The following is a 19,518-nucleotide window of genomic DNA, read 5'->3' on the forward strand; positions in this document are numbered from 1 at the left end:
AGTCTGTGCCCTCGCAGGAACCCGCTCCGCGGACGAAGGAGCAGACCCTCGCCTGGCTGCGCACCCTCGCGGGTGAGCTTTCGACGCAGACGATCAAGCGTCTCGAGGACACGCTGCCCTGGTACGGCAGCATGCCCCCGGGCCGACGCTCCGCCGTGGGCCTCGTCGCCCAGGCGGGTATTACGTCGTTCATCTCGTGGTTCGACGACCCGTCCGCGACGCCGTGGATCGCTGCCGACGTGTTCGGCGCGGCCCCACGCGAGTTGCTCCGCTCGGTGTCACTGACGCAGACACTTCAGCTGATCAAGGTCACCGTCGAGGTGGTCGAGGACCGCATTAGGAACGGCGGCGAAGACCTTCGCGAGGCGATCCTGCTCTACTCGCGCGAGATCGCCTTCGCCGCGGCCGACGTCTATGCCCGCGCCGCCGAGGCCCGCGGGCTCTGGGATGCGCGCCTTGAGGCCCTCGTCGTCGACTCCATCCTCACGGGCGAGGCCGATGACGAACTCCCGAGCCGCATCGCCGCTCTCGGCTGGCACGGCCACGGCGAGGTCGCGGTGCTCGTGGGGACCGCTCCCAAGATGCTCGACGTCGACCAGCTGCGCCGCACTGCGCGGCACATGAACGCCGACGTGCTGATCGGAGTGCAGGGCAGTCGCCTCGTCCTCGTCATCGGCCGCGCTGAGCCAAGCGAGAACGCGACGGAGGAGACCGGTCCGCCTGTCGGGTTCCTCGAGATTGCCGAGGCGCTCGAGCCGGGGTTCGGCACGGGTCACCTCGTGCTCGGCCACGAGGTGCCGACACTCGTGGACGCCTCCCGGAGCGCCCGTGCTGCCCTCGCAGGCTTCGCTGTCGCTCGCTCGTGGAGGAACGCTCCTCGTCCCGTCAGCGCCGACGATCTCCTCCCCGAGCGCGCCCTTGCCGGCGATCCGCTCGCCCGGCAGAGCCTGATCACCCGGATCTATCGCCCGTTGCAGAAGCATTCGACCGAGCTGCTGACCACGCTCTGGGCCTACCTCGACAACGGTCGCTCGCTGGAGGCGACGGCGCGGGAACTCTTCGTCCACCCGAACACAGTGCGCTACCGCCTCAAGCGCGTGGCCGAGGTGATCGGCTGGGATGCGACGGGCGCGCGGGAGGCGCTCATCCTGCAGTCCGCGCTGATCCTCGGTTCGATGAGCGACCCGGACGGTGCTGTCCGCCGTCGGCCCGCACGTGGCTGACGGTTGTAGACCCGCGACAAGCTCCTTGTCGTTCGTCTGTCACTCCACGCGCCGCACTCGCGTGCGCAGATCGGAAGACTGGATATCGTGATCGTCGTTGTCGCCCCGGGTCAGGGCTCCCAGACCCCAGGTTTCCTTGCGCCCTGGCTCGACGTACCCTCCGTCGCCGAGCAGGTCGCCGCGCACTCGGAGGCGGTCGGCATCGACCTCGCCGCTCACGGCACAGAGTCGGATGGGGACACCCTCCGCGACACCGCGGTCGCGCAGCCGCTGATCGTGTCCGCCGGGCTGGTCAGCCTCGCCGCGCTCCTCGAGGGCGGTCGCCGCGACCGGATCGCCGGCATCGCCGGGCACTCGGTGGGCGAGATCACCGCCGCCGCCGGAGCGGGTGTCCTCTCTGAAGCCGACGCGCTGGTGTTCGTGCGCGAGCGCGCGCGAGCCATGGCCGATGCTGCCGCCGCCACCCCGACCGCCATGAGCGCGGTGCTCGGCGGCGACGAGGAGGCCCTTCTCGCACGTCTGGACGCACTTGGACTCGAGCCCGCCAACTACAACGGCGGCGGCCAGATCGTGGTGGCCGGCGCCGTGGACGCGCTCGCGGCCCTCAAGGAGGAGCCCCTCCACGGCACGCGAGTGATCCCCCTGCAGGTCGCCGGCGCTTTCCACACCCACTACATGGCGTCTGCCCGAGATTCCCTCGCCACCGTCGCCGCCGAACTCGCGCCCGCCGATCCGTCGCTGCGGCTCTGGACGAACCGTGACGGCTCCCTGGTCACGTCCGGCGCGCGATTCCTCGAGCTGCTCGTGGGCCAGGTCGCCTCCCCCGTCCGCTGGGACCTCTGTATGGCGGCGTTCGCCGAGGCGGGCATCACCGGGATCATCGAACTGGCCCCCGCCGGCGCGCTGGTCGGCCTCGCCAAGCGCGGTCTCAAGGGCGTGCCGAGCATCGCCATCAAGTCCCCCGACGATCTAGGCGCCGCCCGTGCCTTCCTCGACGAGCACGCCGCCCAGTAGGAGAGACCCCATGACGACCCCTTCCCTCACCCAGTCCAGCGGCAGCGCCTATACCCGCATCCTGGGCATCGGCGCGGCTCGCGGCGATCTCGTCGTCCCGAACGACGACTTGATCGAGCCGATTAACTCCTCCGACGAGTGGATCCGCCAGCGCACCGGCATCATCGAGCGCCGCCGCGCCTCCGCCGACATCGACGCGGTCGACCTCGCGACAACGGCCTCCCTGGAGGCGATCGAGAAGGCCGGCATCCGCCCGGAGCAGATCGGCGTCGTCCTCGTCTCGACCATCAGCAATACCGTGCAGACCCCGTCGCTTGCCGCGCTGCTCGCCGACCGGATCGGAGCGAATCCCGCCCCGGCCTACGACATCTCGGCCGCCTGCGCCGGCTACACGTATGGCATCGCCCAGGCCGACTCCTTCATCCGCTCCGGCCTCGCCGAGTACGTGCTGGTCGTGGGCGCCGAGAAGCTGTCCGAGCTGGTCAAGCCGACCGACCGCAGCATCTCGTTTCTCCTCGGCGACGGTGCAGGGGCCGCGATCGTCGGCCCGAGCGAGACCGCTGGCATCTCCAAGACCGTCTGGGGCTCTGACGGCTCCAAGTGGGACACGGTCGGCATGGACAACCCGCTTGCGGCCTACCGCGACGGCACCGCGGAGTGGCCCACCCTGCGACAGGACGGCCCCTCGGTCTTCCGCTGGGCGGTCTGGGAAATGGCGAAGGTCGCGAAGCAGGCGCTGGCGGAGGCGGGCATTCAGCCCGAGGATCTCGCCGCGTTCATCCCGCACCAGGCCAATATGCGCATTATCGACGAGCTAGCGAAGCAGCTGAAGCTGCCGGACACCGTGGCTATCGGCCGCGATATCGAGACGACCGGCAACACGTCAGCGGCCTCAATTCCGCTTGCCACCCACCGCTTGCTCGAGGAGCACCCGGAGCTGCACGGCGGCCTGGCCCTGCAGATCGGCTTCGGCGCCGGACTCGTCTTCGGCGCCCAGGTCGTGGTGCTCCCCTAACCGGGGCGGCCCCACCCTAAACTGACCTGTGGTCACCTGACGAAGACCTGATAACAACCCCTCAAGGAGAGAACCATGGCACTGTCCACCGAAGAAGTCCTCGCCGGCCTGGCCGAGCTTGTCAACGACGAGACGGGCATCGCGACCGACTCCGTCGAGATGGACAAGTCGTTCACCGACGACCTCGATATCGACTCCATCTCGATGATGACCATCGTCGTCAACGCTGAGGAGAAGTTCGACGTGAAGATCCCCGACGACGAGGTCAAGAACCTCAAGACGGTCGGCGACGCCGTCACCTTCATCGTCAACGCGTCCGCGTAGTCCGCGCCAGCGCACCCCGGCCGACGCTCGATGGCCGGGGTGCGCCCGGCACCCACCCGTTACGGAACAGAGAAACTCGTCATGACCAAGAAGATCGTCGTCACCGGAATCGGAGCCACTACTCCCCTCGGCGGAACCGCCCGGGACTCCTGGGACGCACTCCTCGCTGGCGAGTCCGGCGTCCGCTCCCTCAAGCACGACTGGGTCGCCCAGTACGAGATTCCCGTCACGTTCGCTGCCGAAGCGAAGGTGCGCCCGGAGGAGGTCCTCTCCCGTCCCGAGGCGAAGCGCCTCGACCCCTCCAGTCAGTTCGCCCTGATCTCAGCGCGCGAGGCCTGGGCCGATTCCGGAATCACCGACGTCGATCCGCTGCGGGTAGGAGTCGACTACTCCACTGGCATCGGCGGTCTCTGGACCCTTCTCGACGCCTGGGACACGCTGCGCGAGCGCGGACCCCGCCGAGTCCTGCCCATGACCATCCCGATGCTGATGCCCAATGCCGCCGCCGCCGCGATCAGCATGGCCATCCCCTCCCGCGCCTACGCCCGCACCGATGTCTCGGCGTGCGCGTCAAGCACCGAGGCCCTCGCGAACGCGTACGAGCACATGCAGCTCGGTCTCGCCGATGTCGTTATCGCCGGCGGCACGGAGGCGGTCGTGCATCCCCTCCCGATCGCCGCCTTCGCCTCGATGCAGGCCCTTTCCCGTCGCAATGACGACCCGTCGACCGCGTCCCGTCCCTACGACGTCTCGCGGGACGGATTCGTGCTCGGCGAAGGCGCCGGCACCCTGATCCTCGAGACGGAGGAGCACGCTCTCGCCCGCGGCGCCCGTATCTACGCCGAACTCGCCGGCGGCGCGGTCACCAGCGACTCCTACCACATCACGGCTCCCGACCCCGAGGGATCGGCCGCTGCCCGCGCGATGATCGGCGCCCTCGAACAGGCCGGAGTCGCACGGACCGACGTCACCCACCTCAACGCCCACGCGACCAGCACGCCCGTCGGCGACATTGCCGAGTACCGCGCACTTGCCCGCGTTTTCGGCGACCACCTCCCCTCCATCGCCGTGTCAGCGACGAAGGCGGCCACTGGCCACCTCCTCGGCGGCACCGGAGCAGTCGAAGCGATCTTCACCGTCCTCGCCCTGCACGAGCGCACCGCTCCGCCCACCATCAACCTCACCGAGCAGGACCCGCAAATCCCGCTCGACGTGGTCACGAGCCCCCGCCGCCTCAACGACGGACCACTCGTCGCGCTCTCGAACTCGTTCGGGTTCGGCGGGCACAACGCTGTCGCCGCGTTCCGGACGGTGTAGCGGCGGCGCTCAGCCGACCCCGTGCATCCACACCACCGGCGCGAAGTCGCTCGCGTAGCGGAACGGCTCGAGTTCGTCCTCCCACGCCTGGCCGAGGGCGAGACGGAGTTCGCGGTGCAGCTCGATCGGGTCGGCGCCGGCCCGTTCCATAGCGGAGCGGATGCGGTCCTCGGGGACGACCGTGTTGCCGGCGCAGTCGGTCTGCGCAAAGAAGATGCCGAGAGCGGGCGTGTGCATCCAGCGTCCACCGTCGACACCCAGCGAGGGTTCTTCGGTGACCTCGTAGCGGACGTCTGCCCAACCGCGCAGAGCGGAGGCGATGACCGCGCCGGTGCCGGCCGGCCCCTCCCACACGAACTCGGCCCGCTGGGTGCCCCGCAGCACGGGCTGCTCGATCCAGGCGAAATTTACGGCACGACCAAGAGCGCGACCTGTCCCCCACTCGAGGTGGGGGCAGAGCGCGCGAGGGGCGGAGTGCACGAAGAGCACACCCCGAGTCTGTTGCGCCACCATGGTGTCCTCCGATCGTCCCGGTGCGTCTTCCCCAACGACCCGGACCACGGAACACCTTGCGGCGCATTCTTCACTTAGACGGTGAACAAGCCACCGGGTCACATTATGCAGGAGGCGCGGACGTCCGACAACACGGCTCGCCGTCGTTGCCCCTGCCTATACTCAGGTCGTCCGCGCCGCCGGCCGGACAGCAATGGGGAGGAGTTCCGTGTCTGTCCGCGACGGCCTGCTCGGCCTGCTCACTCTCGGACCCGCGTACGGTCTCCAGTTGCACGCGGAGCTGCTCGATCGTGCCGCCCATCGTCGCCGGGTGAACGTCGGCCAGATCTACTCCACTCTCGAGCGTTTGCGCGAGCGCGGCCTCGTAGCGGCTGCCGGAACGACCGATGACGGTCTGCCGCTGCACGCCCTCACCGAGGAAGGCCGTGCCGAGGCACTCGCCTGGCTGAACGGCGACGGCGCTTCCTCCGAGGAGGACTGGGACGACGTCCTCGACCGCATACTCCTCTCCTCAAGCGTGTCCGCGGACGGACTCGTCGCGGTGCTTGACGCTTACGAGCGCTCGATGCCCGTCGAGCCGGTCGAGGAGGAAGACCTCGAGGGGCACCCGCAGCGCCGCCTTGCCGCGGTCGCCGCACAGCTGCGCGCTCAAGCGCTTCGACGCCTCCTCGACGCGGCCCGCGACGAGCTCTCAGGCGAGAGCCCAGGGCGGAGCGTGCGAGGCTTCGCCCTTGAGCGACCGCGCCGCGGTCGCCGCGCAACGAGCCGAAACGAGACAGGTACGGGTGCGGTCGCCTAGGGTAGTCCGCATGTCCCGCACCCCCCTCGGTCTCCGCACGCCCTCCCGGGCGCGTCGCCGCCTCCTCGCGGCTGGAGCGGGCACCGTCCTCGTGCTCTGCACGGCATTCGCCGCGCCGCTGTCCGCGTCCGCCGCCTACGATCCGTCCGACTACCCCTCGTGGTCCGATGTCGAGGCCGCGAAGTCGAGCGAGAGCGCGACCGCCGCCGAGGTCGCTCGCATCACCGGTTTCCTCGCCGACCTGCGCGACCAGGCCGCAGCGCTGACCGACGCCGCCATCAGCCGTGCCGCCGAGTCCGACGCCGCGCAGAGGGCGCTCGACGAAGCGACCCAGCGCGTGAGCGCACTCGAAGAGCGAGCTGCCTCCGCCCGCTCCGATGCAGACGCTGCGAAGGGGCAGGCCGGCCGTCTCGCCGCTCAGCTGTACCGCACGGGCGGGAGCGACGGGACACTCAACCTCCTCATGGGCGGGAAGGAGTCGAGCGAACTGCTCTACCGCCTCGGCACAATGTCGCAGCTCACCCAGCAGACCAGCCGACTACAGACCGCGGCGCAGTCGACCGAGAACCAGGCCGCCTCCCTCGCCGCGCAGGCCGAGCAGGCCCGGAGCGAGCGCGTCTCGCTCGCCACCGCTGCCGCCGACGCGCTCTCCTCCGCTCGTTCAGCGCAGGCCGACGCCGACGCGAAGGTCGCCGAACAGGAGAAGTACAGCGAGCAGCTCTACACGCAGCTCGCCTCGCTCAAGAGCACCACGGCCGAGGTCGAGAAGCAGTACTCCGACGGCCAGGATGCCAAGGCCTCCTTCGAGGAGCAGCAGCGCCAGTCCCGCCTCGCAGCCGAGGCCGAAGCCGCCAGACAGAGTGCGGCCAGTGCCCCCGCACGCTCCGATGGCGGCAGCGGCGTCGAACTCGGCAATGACGACCCGACCGGCGCCCGCAATAGCTCCGCGAAGACGATCGGCGCGCTCGGCACGTACACGGGCAACTCCGGCGGCATGTCGCCGGCGCAGGCGCAAGCGTATGCCCGGTCCGTCGTCGGCAACTATGGCTGGGGCCAGGACCAGGTCGATCGCTGCCTTATCCCGCTGTGGAACGGGGAGTCGGGCTGGCGCTGGAACGCGTTGAACAGCTCCTCCGGCGCCTACGGTATTCCGCAGGCTCTGCCCGCAAGCAAGATGGCGACCTCGGGTGCCGACTACCAAACGAACGCGCAGACGCAGGTCAACTGGGGCCTGTCCTACCTCAAGAATTCCTACGGCTCCCCGTGTGCCGCCTGGTCGAGCTGGAACAGCCGCTCTCCGCACTGGTACTAATCGGCACTGGTACTAATCGGCACTGGTACTAGCCGCTCCGCTCACTTCGCCCGGTCGTACGACTCGACCACCGCGACGGTGACCGGGAAATCGACCTCGCCCGCTCCGAATAGAGAACGTCCGGCGCGCACGGCCGACTCCCGGACGATCGCGGCCACGCGCTCGGCCGCCTCCGTCGGGGCGTGCACGATGACCTCGTCGTGCAGGAAGTACACCAGGTGGGCACGACCCACGGCGCCGCCCTCGGCGCGCAGGCGCGCCCGCAGCTCGCCCATCCAGCACAGCGCCCACTCTGCCGCCGTACCCTGTACGACGAAGTTACGGGTGAATCGGCCCCACTCGCGCGCTCGCGCCGCGTCTGCCGCGAGCCCTTCTGCGCCGGGCGGCGAGCTGCGTCCGAGCCGGGTCGACACGGGCTCGCCGCGCTCCCCCGCGCGCGCTGCCGCCTCGACGTGCGCAACCGAGCGAGGGTAGGCCCGGGCGAGCCGGGGCAGGAGCCGCCCCGCCTCCCCACTCGTTGCGCCATACATCGCTCCGAGCATCGCAACTTTGGCGCGCGGCCGATCAGGGACCACTCCTGCGTCCACGATGCCCTGGTAGAGGTCACGTCCGCCTCCGGCGGCGGCCATCGCCGAGTCCCCGGACAGGGCGGCCAGGATGCGCGGTTCGAGCTGTGCGGCGTCGGCGACCACGAGACTCCAGCCCGGATCGGCGGTAACCGCCGCGCGGATCTGCCGGGGCAGTTGCAGCGCGCCTCCGCCCGAGGTCGCCCAGCGGCCGGTGACGACGCCACCCACCACGTACTCGGGGCGGAACCGACCGTCGTGCACCCAGGCGTCCAGCCACGCCCAGCCATTGGCGGTCAGCAGGCGCGAGAGCTTCTTGTACTCCAGGAGCGGAGGCACCGCCGGGTGGTCGATTGACTGCAACTCCCACGAACGTGTCGACTCGACGGCCAGGCCCGCGCGTCGCAGGGCCCGCAGAAGTTCCGACGGCGAATCGGGATTGAGTTCGGGCGCATTCAGTTTCTCGCGCAGGACGACGGCCAGTGCCTCGAGGCGAGACGGGCGCCCGCCGAACAGCGGCCGCGGACCGAGCAACTCGGTCAGGACGCGGTCGTGCACGTCGGCGCTCCAGGGCAATCCGGCCGCGGCGATCTCCCGGGCGATGAGGGCTCCGACGGATTCGGCGGCGAGCAGCAGGCGGAGGCGGCCAGCCTCGGACGCGGTCGAGAGAGCCTCCTCCTGACGCGCGAGTTCGGCCAGCGGGTCGAGTTCGTCCGCGCCATCGCCAGCCTCCTCGAAGCCCACCAGCGTGTCGAGGGCAGCGGGCGCTGCGGCTCCGGCGTCCCAGGCGTCGAGGGGTGCCCGGGCGAGCGGCGAGCCAGCCGTAGCAACCGAGCGGCGGAGGATCGCGCGGGCCAGCCGCAGGTCGAGGCAGCGCGCCACCACGACTCCAGCGGCGAGCAGCGCGGGATACCAGCGTGCGGTGTCGTCCCAGACCCAGCGCGGTCGATCCAGCTCCCGTTCGCGGACGAACGCGACCAGCTCGACGGGCCCTCGGCCACTGCCCGTCTCGGCGCCGGTGCCGGCGTCGACTGCCCGCCATGCGCCGGTGGGACCGCCCACGAGTGCGAGGAGCATCCGCCCATTCTTCTCCGCCGATGCGCGCGCGACGACGCTCATGCTGGGGTCTGCGACGACGGGTAGCCCGGAAACGGCTTCTCCTGGGCGGTCGGCGGCTGGTGTGCCCAGAGAGCTGCGGCAATCGTGTCCATCGAGCGGGAGTAGCCGACCAGTACGCGCCTGCTCGGTTCTGCGGCCCATGTGACGGCCCGGAACCAGGTCTCCCGGTAGGGGCCAGTCTCGATTCTCCGCACGACGCCAATCCGGCCGGTGCGCATCGCATCGACCATCACCCACTCGTCCGGGCCGCTGCTACGCAACATCTGGAGCGGACTCCACTCGACCATCGCGTCTCCCGCCGTTCGATCCGCCACCGTGGCGAGGACGGTCGCTGCGGAGCACACCCACAGACTATCGAACATATGTTCGAATGGTGACAGTGTGGAGACGAAGTTGGCGCTTCCCGGCGGCCGATCCGGTGAACGCGAAGCTAGTTGTCGCCCGACCAGGGAGCCTTGGTCATGGCGATCAGTGCCGCGGTCCCGGAGACGATGCCGACACCGGCGATGGCGGCTACGACGAGCCAGAGCACGAGTTCCATGAAGGCAGTCTACCGAGCCCGCGTCACGCGGAGAGCGGCGATCCGGCGCCGACGTTCCTGGCGGCGGCGGCGCACCCGGTGCGTCCAACGCTGCGTGGGCGAGCCGAGCCCAGGATGGCGGCCCAGCGTGTGCACGGCGCGGTCGAAGCGCCGAACCATGTCGGCAAGCGCACCGAAGGGGCGCGCCGAGATGCCCACCTCAAGGTGGCGGTCGAACACGATCCTGTGCCGCAGGCCGAGGTGGACACTGATCTCGACGTCGTCGTGCACGTAGGCATCATGGCGGTGCACCTCGTCGGTGATCTCCTCCCATGCCGAACGCCGGACGGCACAGTTGGAGCCGAAGAGCGGCCAGTTCGCCAGCGCCGACCCCATCAGCACGAAGTAGGCGTCCATGTAGACGAACCTGGCCAGGACTCGCGCGAGCGGTCCGAGTTCGTCGAAACGGCCGGGTCCGGTGACGGCACCCACCTCCGGATCGGCGAAGTGCGCGGCGACACGCGCCACCCAGTCCGGTCCTGGCCGGGAGTCTGCGTCCAACCGCGCCAGCACCTCTCCCCGGGCCTCATCGAAGCCGTGCGCGGTGCTCGCGGGGATCCCCGCACCCCCGTGCCGCACCACCCGCGCTCCCGCCGCACTCGCGACGACCGCACTGTCGTCCGTGCTGCCGTCATCCACGACAACGACCTCGAACGGAGCGAGCGTCTGCTCACGGAGGAGAGCGAGCAGCTGCTCGAGATGGCGGGCGTCGTCCTTCACGGGGACGACGACCGAGATACGCCGGTAATCCATCCGCACAGTCAACGCGATCGGAGCCACTGGCGGCGACTGCGCCACGCTTCTGACCGACATGCCTGACCCCTGACCCGGAAATGGCGTCCGCTCGCCCGGTATTCTCGAAGGAGTGCTCCGGCGGGCGGGGCGCCGGTTCCAGAATGTAGGTGACGCACGTGTGGTTCCGGCGTCGGCGCAGATTCAAAATGCGACCCTACGACCCCGACGAGAATCCGTCGCCCGAGCCAGCCTCGGTCGAGGAGGCCGCCGAGGAGGGCCTGATGCTCGCCCAGTACGCGAGCCGGATGGCGGTGAAGAACCGGGTGCTGATGGACGGCCTCGCCGCCGACGTGCCCTTCGACGTGGCCAGGTACTCCGCCGCGGCCGCGGCCGAGCTCGACAAGCTCGCGCGGGAATCAGAGGCGGCAGCTGTACGCCTGCACGGGATCGCGGAGGACGTGACGTCGGTGGGCGGCCGCTCCGATCACGTGCACGACTACCGCTCGGCCGATGTGGACAACCTCGATCATCGCGAGCAGCTCTCGCTCCTTGTCGCCAACTCCCTGCGCGAGCGCGCCCGCGATAAGGAGTACCTCGCCCGCCTCGTTGACGACGCACGGCAGGACGCGTGGCGCGAACTCGCCGAGTCGATCGAGAAGAGGCTCGACAGCACCCCCCGGCTCGACCCGGACGACGAGGAGTACCGCCGCGACCGATCGGTGCGGATGGCGCTCGTGGTCGTCGATGACCTCATGAAGCTGGCCCAGGAGCGCGGCGTCAGCCTCGAGGACTGAGCATCAGGCCCAGCGTGCGCATCAGGCCCAACCTGCGCGGAACGACTCCGTCGCCTCGGCGGAGTGCGCACGCACCGACTCCAGCAGCTCCTCCATCGAGGTGCTGCGGAGAAATGCCAGCCGATCGAGCTCATTCACCGGCGCGACGCCGGCCAGCTGCCACGCGTGCGCGACGGGGTCATCGGCCAGCTCGACGACGGCTCCGTAGCGCTGCTCGACGAACTCGCTCGCGACGGCAAGCGCCGTGCGGACCGCCGACTCCGCTGCACGGAGTGCAGGCGCGTGCCCGTCGTCCCAGTCGAGGTCCGGCAGCAGACGCACCTCGGCGCGCGGATAGGGGTCGTCCTCGTACCAGCGCACGACCTCGAACCGCTCCGCGCCGACGGAGTCGAGAGTAACGAACGCCTCGGCGCCGTCGATGTTGAGGATGCGAGCGCGCGCGCCGACCGCGAAACGCTGGTCGCCGCCGCCCACCTCCTGGCCGCGCTCGATGAGCACGACGCCGAAGGCGAGAGTCTCGTCCTCGAGCACGTCGCCCAGCATCCGCAGGTACCGCGGCTCGAACAGCCGGAGCGGGAGCGGCATGTGCGGCAGAAGCACCGAGCCGAGCGGGAACATGGGGAGATCAGGCACGGATTCAGGCAACCACGTCGCGGCGTGGGAGGCCAGTACGGGCGCGGGGGGCTTCGGACGTGCTAGCGGTCTGCCGCGGTACTCGACGCACCCCTTTACGTGTTCCACGCCCGCGAGAGGCCGAATCGCGAGGGCATGCTACCGTCCACAAGTGGCAAACCCGGAACTGTCAACCGCCTTGCGCGCAAGCCTACCCGATCGCCTTCGCTCGCTCGACGGGCTCCGCGGTATCGCGGCCCTCGTCGTTCTCGTGCACCACGCGCTCTTAACAGTTCCCGCCCTCGCTGACGTCTACTTTGACGGTGCGCCCGAGCCGGAGACCGGATCCTTCGCTTGGTGGATGACCTACACGCCGCTGCACCTGTTCTGGATGGGAACAGAGGCGGTCTCGCTGTTCTTCGTCCTCTCCGGATTGGTTCTCGTCCTGCAGGTTGTCCGCTCACCGAAGTTCTCGTGGCGAGCCTATTACCCGTCCAGACTCGTTCGGTTGCACGGGCCGATCGCAGCAGCCGTTGTCCTCGGTGCCCTTCTCACCGTGTTCGTCCAGCGCTACGACGACCCCGACTTCAGCCGCTGGGTGAACGTTGTCGGCGACAGGTACGACGCGAAAGGCTTCATTAAGGACATCGTCGTCGTCTTCGGAATTTCCGGCGTCATCATCCCGCTCTGGTCCCTGCAGTGGGAGATAATCTTCTCGCTCGCGCTTCCTGCTTATGTCTGGATCGCAACCCGTGGTGCGCAGTGGGCGTGGTGGAAAATCGCCGCCTCGCTGCTACTCATCCTCGCCGGCGCGCTTACCGACCAGGCCGCGCTCTGGAACCTGCCCGTCTTCGCGATCGGGGGAATCCTCGCCGCGCACTGGAGCGCTGTCTCCGCGGTCGCTGACCGGATTACGCGGCACCGGTGGGCCTGGCCCGCCATCGTCGCGGTCGCGGTCGTGCTTGCCTCGGTGCGGTGGGAAGCGATCCAGATCGGTGTAGATGAGGGGCTCGCACGCCGTGTCAATGTCATCGCAATCATCGGTCTTACTCTCCTCGTCCTCGCGGCAGCGTTCTGGCGGCCGATGGTTGGGCTCCTCGAGTCGCGATTCGCGCAGTGGGCTGGACGTGTGTCGTTCAGCCTTTACCTGGTGCACGAGCCCATCGTTGTCACGACCCGGTACCTGTTCGCGGACTGGTCGCCGTGGGCGTGCCTTGCGGTGTCGGTGCCGGTGTCTCTGCTGGTCGGGCACCTGTTCTTCAGCCTGGTCGAGAAGCGTTTCCACAACCTCTCGAAGAGCGTAGGCCGGCGGCTCGCGCCGCAGGCCTAAGACGTCTCGGCGGACGCTACAGCGGCGAGCAGCACGGTGCCCGGCAGCTCGGAACTTCGATCGGCACATCGAAAAGGCCGTTGGTCGAGGCCCGTCCCCCGAGGACTCATCTCTGCCGGTGTGGGCGCTGGAGTTCGACGCGAAGGCCATCCGCCTCGACGCGGCCACGCAGTACGCGAACGCTGTTCACGCGATGGCGTTCGACCTCACCCACGACGTCAACGAACTAGTGCGTTCCGCGCAGTCAGGAGATAAGCGATGCCGAAGAGGAGACGGGCGCCGCTAATGGGGTGGCATCCCTCGGTGCCGATGCAAAGCAGCTGCTAGCGGAGCAGCCGGATCGGGTTCCGAACCCGACAGGACTGTTCTCCGCCGGCTCCGGCTACCGAGAGGCCGGCATTGCGCCCGGATCTATCTGGAAGAAGGACTCGTCGTTCTTCCGCTGGTTACCCTCTCCGAGTGGGGCGGTGGCACGTCCTACGACTACGGCGGACCCGGCCCGATCATCCGGCACCAGCAGCAGGCGAGCAGGACGTACGGAAACGGTGGCATCTCGCTCACAAACGTGCAGGTGCTCGAATCAGATTTGACCAACACGGCCCACGATCAGCGCCGAGACGACATCGTGCAGCACTAGTCGCGACCACCACATGACTATGTTCCGACGGTGCGAGCACACCGCCGGCTCCCGACTCCCCTCCTTCGCGAAGCTTGTGAGGACTTTCTTGTGGCGAGTCTTGTGAAACGAGTCGTCCAAGCGGCAACCTTGCCGCTTCGCGGCTCGACTTCGACCCACACAACGAAAAAGACGATTCCCGCAGACGGCAAGACTGGTCAAGGAGGACGGATGGAGACGGACGAGGGAGCGATGCCCGAGAGTAGTCCCACAGGTTCCGACCGCGACGACTGAGAAGGATAACTAGATCGGGTCGCTAGCGAGTCAGACGACGGCAGACGCCGCCACTCGCCGTGCTGGGTTACCTGCCCAGGCTTCTCCGGCGGGCACGTCCGCGAGCACGACCGCATTAGCGCCAATCACTGCATCGTCGCCTACCCTCAGGATGTGGCCCGAGCGGAACAGGACGACGGCACCCGCTCCGATGACGACCCGGTCGCCGATGATGATGCCTCCGCCGGGCTTAGACACGCTAGAGGGCAGGTGCACATCCGAGCGACCGAGCGTCACTCCCTGGTAGAGCTTCACGTCGTCGCCGAACTCGACGGCAGGGTGAACGACGAGACCGACAGCCCCGTGCGCGAGACGAAGCCGCTGGCCGCGTACGACGCCAGCAGGGAATTCGACGCCAAGCAGTTTGAGCGCGCGGAAGGCCAAGGGCCGGAGCGGCCCGGCGAGGGCTTCAACACAGCGCTCCGGCAGATTGCGGTCAGAAGGCATGCAGAAATCGTACACGGTTGCACAAAATCGCGAGAGTATCCGTCGTCGCGTGCAGGAGCTCCTCGCGAGGCGCGGCAGCGGTCATGCTCAACCCGGAAAAGGGTCGGGGCCTACACGACTTCGAGGGTGCGCGACCTCGCCAACAACCGCACGATCGCGCGTGGAGCGCCGACTTCCTTCTTCTGCCCCACGTCTGAAACCGCGAAGCCCCGACTGGCCGCCCGATTGGGCAGTTCCCGCAGGGCGTACGGGACTTGAACCCGCGACCGACGGATTATGAGTCCGCTGCTCTAACCAGCTGAGCTAACGCCCCGCGATGCGGAGGGAGGCGCGCTTCATCTCCTCGAACGCCTCGGGCGCGAGCGTGAGTGCCGTCGTCAGACGCTCGGCCAGGGCCTCGGCGCTGCCGGGCTCGAAGAGGTAGCCGTTCTCGCCGTCGTGCACGAGGTGCGGGAGGGCCATCGCGTCGGCGGCAGGCCCCCGAGGACATCAGGGCAAATCAGCACATCTCGTGCTCCGACCGGGTGCGACTACGAGCGCTATCACGGATCAGAGGGTCTGCTCTACCCTCACAGCATGTCGCAGACGGGGATCTCGAACGCCATCCAGGTAGCAGCAGTCGTCGCAGCGGTGATCGCGTCGATCATCGCGCTTGTCATCTCGTACCTTGACAGACGCAACGCCAGACGCATCGCGGACGCGGACCGAGCAACAGCTGCGCGACAGGCGCGGCTTCAAATCGAGTTGGACGCTGCGACAAGACTTCTTACCAATATGACCAGAGGCGGCTCGCCGTCAACGCGATCCTTCGAGACATGGATCAGGTATCCACGATGCGCGTGCACCGTAGACGCACGGCTGCCAGCTGAGGACCCCGCATCCGGCGTTCCGCTACTGTGTATCGCATGACCTTTTCGGAAGCGTTCGAACTCTCGCCCGAATGGCTATCTCCTTACGCGATAACCATCCTTTTAGTCGCCCTCCTACTTGCCGTTCTACCCTACGTAATCGCTTTCTATATCATTCGCGGGGCAGTCCTCAGCGCCCTGAGAAAGTTCGCGAATACGGAGCCGCCGCGGGAGACGCCCGATCAGATTATGAACCGCAAGCTGATTGACGACGAGCGCAAACCGGACGAGGCACCCTGGTGGGAAGACCGGGAACCAAAGTGGAAGCGGGACCTACGCCATCCCAAGGACTAGAGGTCACGGCATATAGCGCGAGTTCGGATTGCGGGACAGAAATGCGGGACATCGTTATCCAGGAGGGGGACGGATCACCGCATGGGATTCTTTGAACGACGACGCCTAGGGGATGATCGGCCGCGAGGCTCTTGGCCACAGATCGGAAACGTGCACAGAAACGGCGAACGGCAGGTCGGCATCGAATCTGGGCCTGTTGACCCGTTTTACGCAGCCGGCACGCCCCCCGTGCAACGTCTGTATCACTCGACCGTGTCGCCTGCGATCGCTGGCGTGCGCATCGATGACGCTCTCGACGTGTCGTTCGACGGGGTGAAGCATTGGTGGGCGTATCTGGACGGTGAACGTCTAGGCCGGCTGACGTGGAGTGTGAGCGATGGGCCTCGTATCGCTGAGCAGGATCCCGGGTTTACATATCCGCCCGACAAAGTCGTCAACTGCGGCGGATTCGTCTACCCGAGGTAGCTCGCCGGCCATCGGCGTTCGGGCAAACGGAAACGCAGCAGCCCTACTGCTTCCTGCGTGCGAAAGGAGAGCACGCCATCCGCTGAACACGTCTGTCAGCGGACGTTCACGGGTCAGGCGGGAAGGGTGACCGCGACGTCGCCGAGATGTGGTTCAACTCTCGGCAGGAGATTGGCGGCTCGACGCGCCGACGGTACCGCACGGAGCTTGACCGGTACGTCCTGCCGAAGTTCGGGGACCGGACGATCAACTCGATCAGCGAGCAGATGGTCGAGGAGTGGGTGGTCGAACTGCGCGAAGGGTGCCCCCCACGAGTTCAAGATCGAGCGGCGGCAGGCAGCGCTCGTCGCGCCGACAATCGTCCACGGTGGATCACCGACGCTACGAGTCGATGTCCGGGGCACGTTTACGGAGGACGAAGAGGGGAACAGGGTAGAGACTCGCACGAAGAGCCGGAAGACGCGCATCGTCCCGATCCCCCGGTTCGTCACCGACAAACTCGAGCCGCTGACGGTCGGGAAGGCCGGCGCCGACTACCTGTTCCGTACGTCGACTGGCACCGCGCTACACGATCACAACTGGCGCTACCGCGTATTCGGGAAGGCTGTTGAAGGTGCCGGTCTCGGTGGTCTCGGTCTCACTCCCCATTCGAGGAGACACACCGCGGCGAGCATGGCGATCACCGCCGGCGCTGACGTGCTCCTCGTGGCCAGGATGCTCGGCCACGCGAACCCGTCGATCACACTGAGCCTCTACAGCCACCTATAGCCGGACCGGATGGCCGTGGACCCGCGTAATCTCGCGGACCTAGGGCCGTTTTTGTAGGGCGTACGGGACTTGAACCCGTGACCGACGGATTATGAGTCCGCTGCTCTAACCAGCTGAGCTAACGCCCCGCGGCGCCCGAGGCCGTCAGAAGGCGGCGCGCGCGGACGCAGCGTCGGCGGCCGGATCGGCCACCGGCTCCCCACGATACAGGCTCTCGAAGGTGCTGATCGTGCGGTTGATGTCGTGCGCCGCGACGATGCGGAGGGAGGCGCGCTTCATCTCCTCGAACGCCTCGGGCGCGAGCGTGAGTGCTGTCGTCAGACGCTCGGCCAGGGCCTCGGCGCTGCCGGGCTCGAAGAGGTAGCCGTTCTCGCCGTCGTGCACGAGGTGCGGGAGGGCCATCGCGTCGGCGGCGACTACGGGGAGTGCCGACGCCATCGCCTCCATCGTCGCAATGCTCTGCAGTTCGGCGATCGATGGCATGGCGAACACGGAGGCGCGGGTATATGCCTCTTTCAGCTCGGAGTCGGAGACGTAGCCGGTGAACCGCACGCGGTCGGAGATGCCCAGCGTGGAGGCGAGCTGCTGGAGGTTGCGCATCTGGTCCCCGCCACCGACGATCTCAAGCATCACGTCGAGCGACGGATCGAGCAGAGCGACGGCGCGTAGCAGGACATCGATGTGCTTTTCGCCGGTGACGCGGCCGACGAAGAGGATCACATTGCTCGAGCGCGGCGTGAAGTCGGGCGTGTAATTGTCGGCGTCGATCCCGCAGGAGATGGCGCGAACGCCCTGGAGTCCCGTGTACTTCTCAAGGAACTGCGCTGCCTTGCGGGTCGGCGTGGTGACCGCCTCCGCGCGCCCAAAGGTCCGGCGCGCCGCCCGCCACGCCATCTGCACGGCTTTGGCCTGGACGGCCTTGGGCAGGAGGGTGAACTCGAGCATGTTCTCGGGCATGAAGTGGTTGGTACCGACAATCCGGATTCCGCGCTTAGCGGCCTCGATGCCAAGACCGCGGCCGACGATGATGTGTGACTGGAAATGCACGACGTCCGGCTTCACCTCGTCGAGGATGCGTGCGCTGTTCTGACGTATCCGCCACGGCATCGCGAAGCGCAGCCAGTCGTGCGGAAACCAACGCCAGCTGTAGAGGCGGTGGAGGGTGACCCGCTGGCCCTCGTGGGTCTCGACCCTGGTGCCGCTCCAGCCGTCGGCCGAGGGCGCGATGACATGGACCTCGTGGCCGCGCTGGGCGAGGCCGGCCGCCAGGCGCTCCGCGAACTTCGCGGCTCCGTTCACATTGGGAGCGAAGGTGTCGCAGCCAATCACGACCGTGAGCGGACGGGCATCGGACGACTTCGAGGGGAATTCGTCGCGGGAATCTGACACGGGGTGGTCCTAACGGTGTCGTGCCGCTCGTGGAGAAAAGGGAGCGATCGGCGGAGGTCGGTCTGTGTCGGGGTTCTCGGGCGATTCATTGTAGGCAGAGGACTTCTCAGCACCCAGGAGCACACGCCGCCTATCGCGCCTGAGGGTGATGCTTGGCGAGAAGGAACACGCCCGAAATGGCGACGGCTCCCGCAGCGATGAAAAGGGGGATCGCCCACGGAGCGGCGTACTCGGCCTCGCCCAGGACGATGATCCCGATGGCGACGGCGACGAGCGGATCGATCACCGTGAGCCCGGCGACGACCAGGTCCGGCGGGCCGGTCGAGTACGCGTTCTGCACGAAGTAGCCGCCGAGCGCGGCCGCGGCCACGAGCGCCACGATGCAGACGACGGTCAGCGGATCGAACTCGGCGTACTTGATGCGGTTGAGGACCACCTTTGCCAGGGTCGCCACAAAGCCGTAGACCACTCCTGCTCCGACGATGTAGAAAAGCGCCTTCGCCCCGCGACGGAAGACGCGGAAGGCGACCACGAAGACCACGAGTACGACGGCCAGAATCACGAGGATGGTGATCAACTCGGGCGTCCTAATCGCCTTGTCCACGGCGTTGAAGGCGGCAACGAGCACGAAGGTTCCCACGCCGCCCACGCAGAGGATGACCGCGCGCACCGACGCCGCATTCAAGCGCACATGGCTGACCCGGGCATTGACGACGGCCGTGATCACGAGTGCGACGGCCCCGAGCGGCTGCACCACGATAAGTGGGGAGAAGCCGAGGCTCGTCAGCTGGAACACGATCGCGAGGCCCAGCAGGAGCGTCCCGATCACCCAGGACGGGCGGGAGAGCAGGGCGATCATCTGCCCGCCGCTGAGGCTCGACGAGCCGGAGCGCTTCGAGAACCGCTCCACCTTGGCGACCCCGCGATGCTGGAACTGCGCGCCAAGAGAGAGGAACACTGCGCCGACGAGGGCGATGGGAATGCCGATGAATTTCGCCGGATCGTTGAGAAGTTCGGCGAGATCGGCGGGCATGGGGTCGACCCT

At 67.9% G+C, this 19,518-nt stretch carries 20 protein-coding genes, 2 tRNA genes and 2 pseudogenes; 13 read left to right on the forward strand and 11 right to left on the reverse strand.

The annotated features are described in order from the left end of the window. Positions 1-5: 5 nt before the first annotated feature. From HRF29_RS02790 to HRF29_RS02810, 5 genes are all read left to right on the forward strand, one after another. A complete protein-coding gene (locus tag HRF29_RS02790) occupies positions 6-1,223 on the forward strand; it encodes a PucR family transcriptional regulator (protein WP_343043619.1) in 1,218 nt (405 codons plus the stop codon). An 87-nt stretch (positions 1,224-1,310) separates the two neighbouring features. After that, positions 1,311-2,237, forward strand: coding sequence for an acyltransferase domain-containing protein (locus HRF29_RS02795; protein ID WP_173244301.1), 927 nt, complete (start codon positions 1,311-1,313; stop codon positions 2,235-2,237). Positions 2,238-2,247: 10 nt separating this feature from the next. Beyond that, entirely contained in the window at positions 2,248-3,252 is a 1,005-nt protein-coding gene (locus HRF29_RS02800; protein WP_173244304.1) for a beta-ketoacyl-ACP synthase III, read from the forward strand. A gap of 75 nt (positions 3,253-3,327) precedes the next feature. Then, positions 3,328-3,576, forward strand: a complete 249-nt coding sequence (locus tag HRF29_RS02805; protein ID WP_068213431.1) for an acyl carrier protein — start codon at positions 3,328-3,330, stop codon at positions 3,574-3,576. Between the two features lie 81 nt (positions 3,577-3,657). Beyond that, a complete protein-coding gene (locus HRF29_RS02810; RefSeq protein ID WP_173244307.1) occupies positions 3,658-4,893 on the forward strand; it encodes a beta-ketoacyl-[acyl-carrier-protein] synthase family protein in 1,236 nt (411 codons plus the stop codon). 9 nt (positions 4,894-4,902) lie between these two features. Here the strand turns inward: HRF29_RS02810 and HRF29_RS02815 are convergent, their stop codons facing one another. Next, positions 4,903-5,406: a DUF3145 domain-containing protein gene (locus tag HRF29_RS02815; RefSeq protein ID WP_173244310.1), complete on the reverse strand. Its 504-nt coding sequence runs from the start codon at positions 5,404-5,406 to the stop codon at positions 4,903-4,905. Between the two features lie 208 nt (positions 5,407-5,614). On the opposite strand from HRF29_RS02815, the gene HRF29_RS02820 reads away from it, so the two are divergent. Together HRF29_RS02820 and HRF29_RS02825 are read left to right on the forward strand one after the other, a co-directional pair. Then, positions 5,615-6,205, forward strand: coding sequence for a helix-turn-helix transcriptional regulator (locus tag HRF29_RS02820; protein ID WP_173244313.1), 591 nt, complete (start codon positions 5,615-5,617; stop codon positions 6,203-6,205). Between the two features lie 10 nt (positions 6,206-6,215). Beyond that, positions 6,216-7,517 carry a coiled-coil domain-containing protein gene (locus tag HRF29_RS02825; protein ID WP_173244316.1) on the forward strand — a complete coding sequence of 434 codons (1,302 nt, stop codon included), beginning with the start codon at positions 6,216-6,218 and terminating at the stop codon, positions 7,515-7,517. Positions 7,518-7,558: 41 nt separating this feature from the next. Here the strand turns inward: HRF29_RS02825 and HRF29_RS02830 are convergent, their stop codons facing one another. From HRF29_RS02830 to HRF29_RS02840, 3 genes are all read right to left on the reverse strand, one after another. Then, entirely contained in the window at positions 7,559-9,160 is a 1,602-nt protein-coding gene (locus HRF29_RS02830; protein WP_246226583.1) for a bifunctional 3'-5' exonuclease/DNA polymerase, read from the reverse strand. 38 nt (positions 9,161-9,198) lie between these two features. Then, positions 9,199-9,564 carry a hypothetical protein gene (locus tag HRF29_RS02835; RefSeq protein ID WP_173244324.1) on the reverse strand — a complete coding sequence of 122 codons (366 nt, stop codon included), beginning with the start codon at positions 9,562-9,564 and terminating at the stop codon, positions 9,199-9,201. A 188-nt stretch (positions 9,565-9,752) separates the two neighbouring features. Then, positions 9,753-10,535 carry a glycosyltransferase family 2 protein gene (locus tag HRF29_RS02840; protein ID WP_173244327.1) on the reverse strand — a complete coding sequence of 261 codons (783 nt, stop codon included), beginning with the start codon at positions 10,533-10,535 and terminating at the stop codon, positions 9,753-9,755. A gap of 188 nt (positions 10,536-10,723) precedes the next feature. Between HRF29_RS02840 and HRF29_RS02845 the strand changes: the two genes are divergently transcribed. After that, positions 10,724-11,311 carry a hypothetical protein gene (locus HRF29_RS02845; RefSeq protein WP_173244330.1) on the forward strand — a complete coding sequence of 196 codons (588 nt, stop codon included), beginning with the start codon at positions 10,724-10,726 and terminating at the stop codon, positions 11,309-11,311. Positions 11,312-11,332: 21 nt separating this feature from the next. Here HRF29_RS02845 and HRF29_RS02850 read toward each other — a convergent pair whose 3' ends face one another. Then, a complete protein-coding gene (locus HRF29_RS02850; RefSeq protein WP_343043620.1) occupies positions 11,333-11,944 on the reverse strand; it encodes an LON peptidase substrate-binding domain-containing protein in 612 nt (203 codons plus the stop codon). Positions 11,945-12,095: 151 nt separating this feature from the next. On the opposite strand from HRF29_RS02850, the gene HRF29_RS02855 reads away from it, so the two are divergent. Further along, on the forward strand, positions 12,096-13,253 hold the full coding sequence (locus HRF29_RS02855; protein ID WP_173244333.1) for an acyltransferase family protein: 1,158 nt from the start codon (positions 12,096-12,098) through the stop codon (positions 13,251-13,253). Positions 13,254-14,193: 940 nt separating this feature from the next. Here HRF29_RS02855 and HRF29_RS15075 read toward each other — a convergent pair. The 3 genes and pseudogenes from HRF29_RS15075 to HRF29_RS02870 form a co-directional block, all read right to left on the reverse strand. Beyond that, complete coding sequence (locus tag HRF29_RS15075) at positions 14,194-14,649, reverse strand: serine O-acetyltransferase (RefSeq protein ID WP_173244336.1); 456 nt, start codon at positions 14,647-14,649, stop codon at positions 14,194-14,196. Between the two features lie 239 nt (positions 14,650-14,888). Further along, positions 14,889-14,962 (reverse strand) — tRNA-Ile (locus HRF29_RS02865). An 8-nt stretch (positions 14,963-14,970) separates the two neighbouring features. Continuing rightward, positions 14,971-15,123, reverse strand: a pseudogene (locus tag HRF29_RS02870) (glycosyltransferase); the annotation flags it as partial. A 431-nt stretch (positions 15,124-15,554) separates the two neighbouring features. On the opposite strand from HRF29_RS02870, the gene HRF29_RS02875 reads away from it, so the two are divergent. The 4 genes and pseudogenes from HRF29_RS02875 (at position 15,555) to HRF29_RS02885 (ending at position 17,084) form a co-directional block, all read left to right on the forward strand. Continuing rightward, the gene (locus tag HRF29_RS02875) at positions 15,555-15,851 is read left to right on the forward strand and encodes a hypothetical protein (protein WP_173244342.1); all 297 of its coding nucleotides are present in this window, start codon (positions 15,555-15,557) and stop codon (positions 15,849-15,851) included. A 252-nt stretch (positions 15,852-16,103) separates the two neighbouring features. Further along, positions 16,104-16,316, forward strand: coding sequence for a hypothetical protein (locus HRF29_RS02880; protein WP_173244345.1), 213 nt, complete (start codon positions 16,104-16,106; stop codon positions 16,314-16,316). 146 nt (positions 16,317-16,462) lie between these two features. Beyond that, positions 16,463-16,549: pseudogene (locus HRF29_RS15440) on the forward strand (hypothetical protein); the annotation flags it as partial. Next, positions 16,524-17,084, forward strand: a complete 561-nt coding sequence (locus HRF29_RS02885; protein WP_173244348.1) for a site-specific integrase — start codon at positions 16,524-16,526, stop codon at positions 17,082-17,084. The pseudogene HRF29_RS15440 and the gene HRF29_RS02885, both read left to right, overlap by 26 nt. Before the next feature lie 54 nt (positions 17,085-17,138). Here HRF29_RS02885 and HRF29_RS02890 read toward each other — a convergent pair. From HRF29_RS02890 to HRF29_RS02900, 3 genes are all read right to left on the reverse strand, one after another. Continuing rightward, positions 17,139-17,212 (reverse strand) — tRNA-Ile (locus HRF29_RS02890). A 16-nt stretch (positions 17,213-17,228) separates the two neighbouring features. Further along, positions 17,229-18,473 carry a glycosyltransferase gene (locus HRF29_RS02895; protein WP_343043621.1) on the reverse strand — a complete coding sequence of 415 codons (1,245 nt, stop codon included), beginning with the start codon at positions 18,471-18,473 and terminating at the stop codon, positions 17,229-17,231. 130 nt (positions 18,474-18,603) lie between these two features. Next, a complete protein-coding gene (locus tag HRF29_RS02900; protein ID WP_173244351.1) occupies positions 18,604-19,506 on the reverse strand; it encodes a DMT family transporter in 903 nt (300 codons plus the stop codon). Positions 19,507-19,518 lie beyond the last annotated feature (12 nt).

Source organism: Rathayibacter agropyri, from assembly GCF_013249015.1.
Classification (GTDB): domain Bacteria; phylum Actinomycetota; class Actinomycetes; order Actinomycetales; family Microbacteriaceae; genus Rathayibacter; species Rathayibacter agropyri.

What these genes read in the sequence shown, in the direction of transcription:
- HRF29_RS02900 (WP_173244351.1), bottom strand. Translation starts at nt 19,506, where the DNA reads ATGCCCGCCGATCTCGCCGAACTTCTCAACGATCCGGCGAAATTCATC.
- HRF29_RS02810 (WP_173244307.1), top strand. Translation starts at nt 3,658, where the DNA reads ATGACCAAGAAGATCGTCGTCACCGGAATCGGAGCCACTACTCCCCTC.
- HRF29_RS02800 (WP_173244304.1), top strand. Translation starts at nt 2,248, where the DNA reads ATGACGACCCCTTCCCTCACCCAGTCCAGCGGCAGCGCCTATACCCGC.
- HRF29_RS02815 (WP_173244310.1), bottom strand. Translation starts at nt 5,406, where the DNA reads ATGGTGGCGCAACAGACTCGGGGTGTGCTCTTCGTGCACTCCGCCCCT.
- HRF29_RS02875 (WP_173244342.1), top strand. Translation starts at nt 15,555, where the DNA reads ATGACCTTTTCGGAAGCGTTCGAACTCTCGCCCGAATGGCTATCTCCT.
- HRF29_RS02830 (WP_246226583.1), bottom strand. Translation starts at nt 9,160, where the DNA reads ATGCTCCTCGCACTCGTGGGCGGTCCCACCGGCGCATGGCGGGCAGTC.
- HRF29_RS15075 (WP_173244336.1), bottom strand. Translation starts at nt 14,649, where the DNA reads ATGCCTTCTGACCGCAATCTGCCGGAGCGCTGTGTTGAAGCCCTCGCC.
- HRF29_RS02805 (WP_068213431.1), top strand. Translation starts at nt 3,328, where the DNA reads ATGGCACTGTCCACCGAAGAAGTCCTCGCCGGCCTGGCCGAGCTTGTC.
- HRF29_RS02840 (WP_173244327.1), bottom strand. Translation starts at nt 10,535, where the DNA reads ATGGATTACCGGCGTATCTCGGTCGTCGTCCCCGTGAAGGACGACGCC.
- HRF29_RS02825 (WP_173244316.1), top strand. Translation starts at nt 6,216, where the DNA reads ATGTCCCGCACCCCCCTCGGTCTCCGCACGCCCTCCCGGGCGCGTCGC.
- HRF29_RS02845 (WP_173244330.1), top strand. Translation starts at nt 10,724, where the DNA reads ATGCGACCCTACGACCCCGACGAGAATCCGTCGCCCGAGCCAGCCTCG.
- HRF29_RS02835 (WP_173244324.1), bottom strand. Translation starts at nt 9,564, where the DNA reads ATGTTCGATAGTCTGTGGGTGTGCTCCGCAGCGACCGTCCTCGCCACG.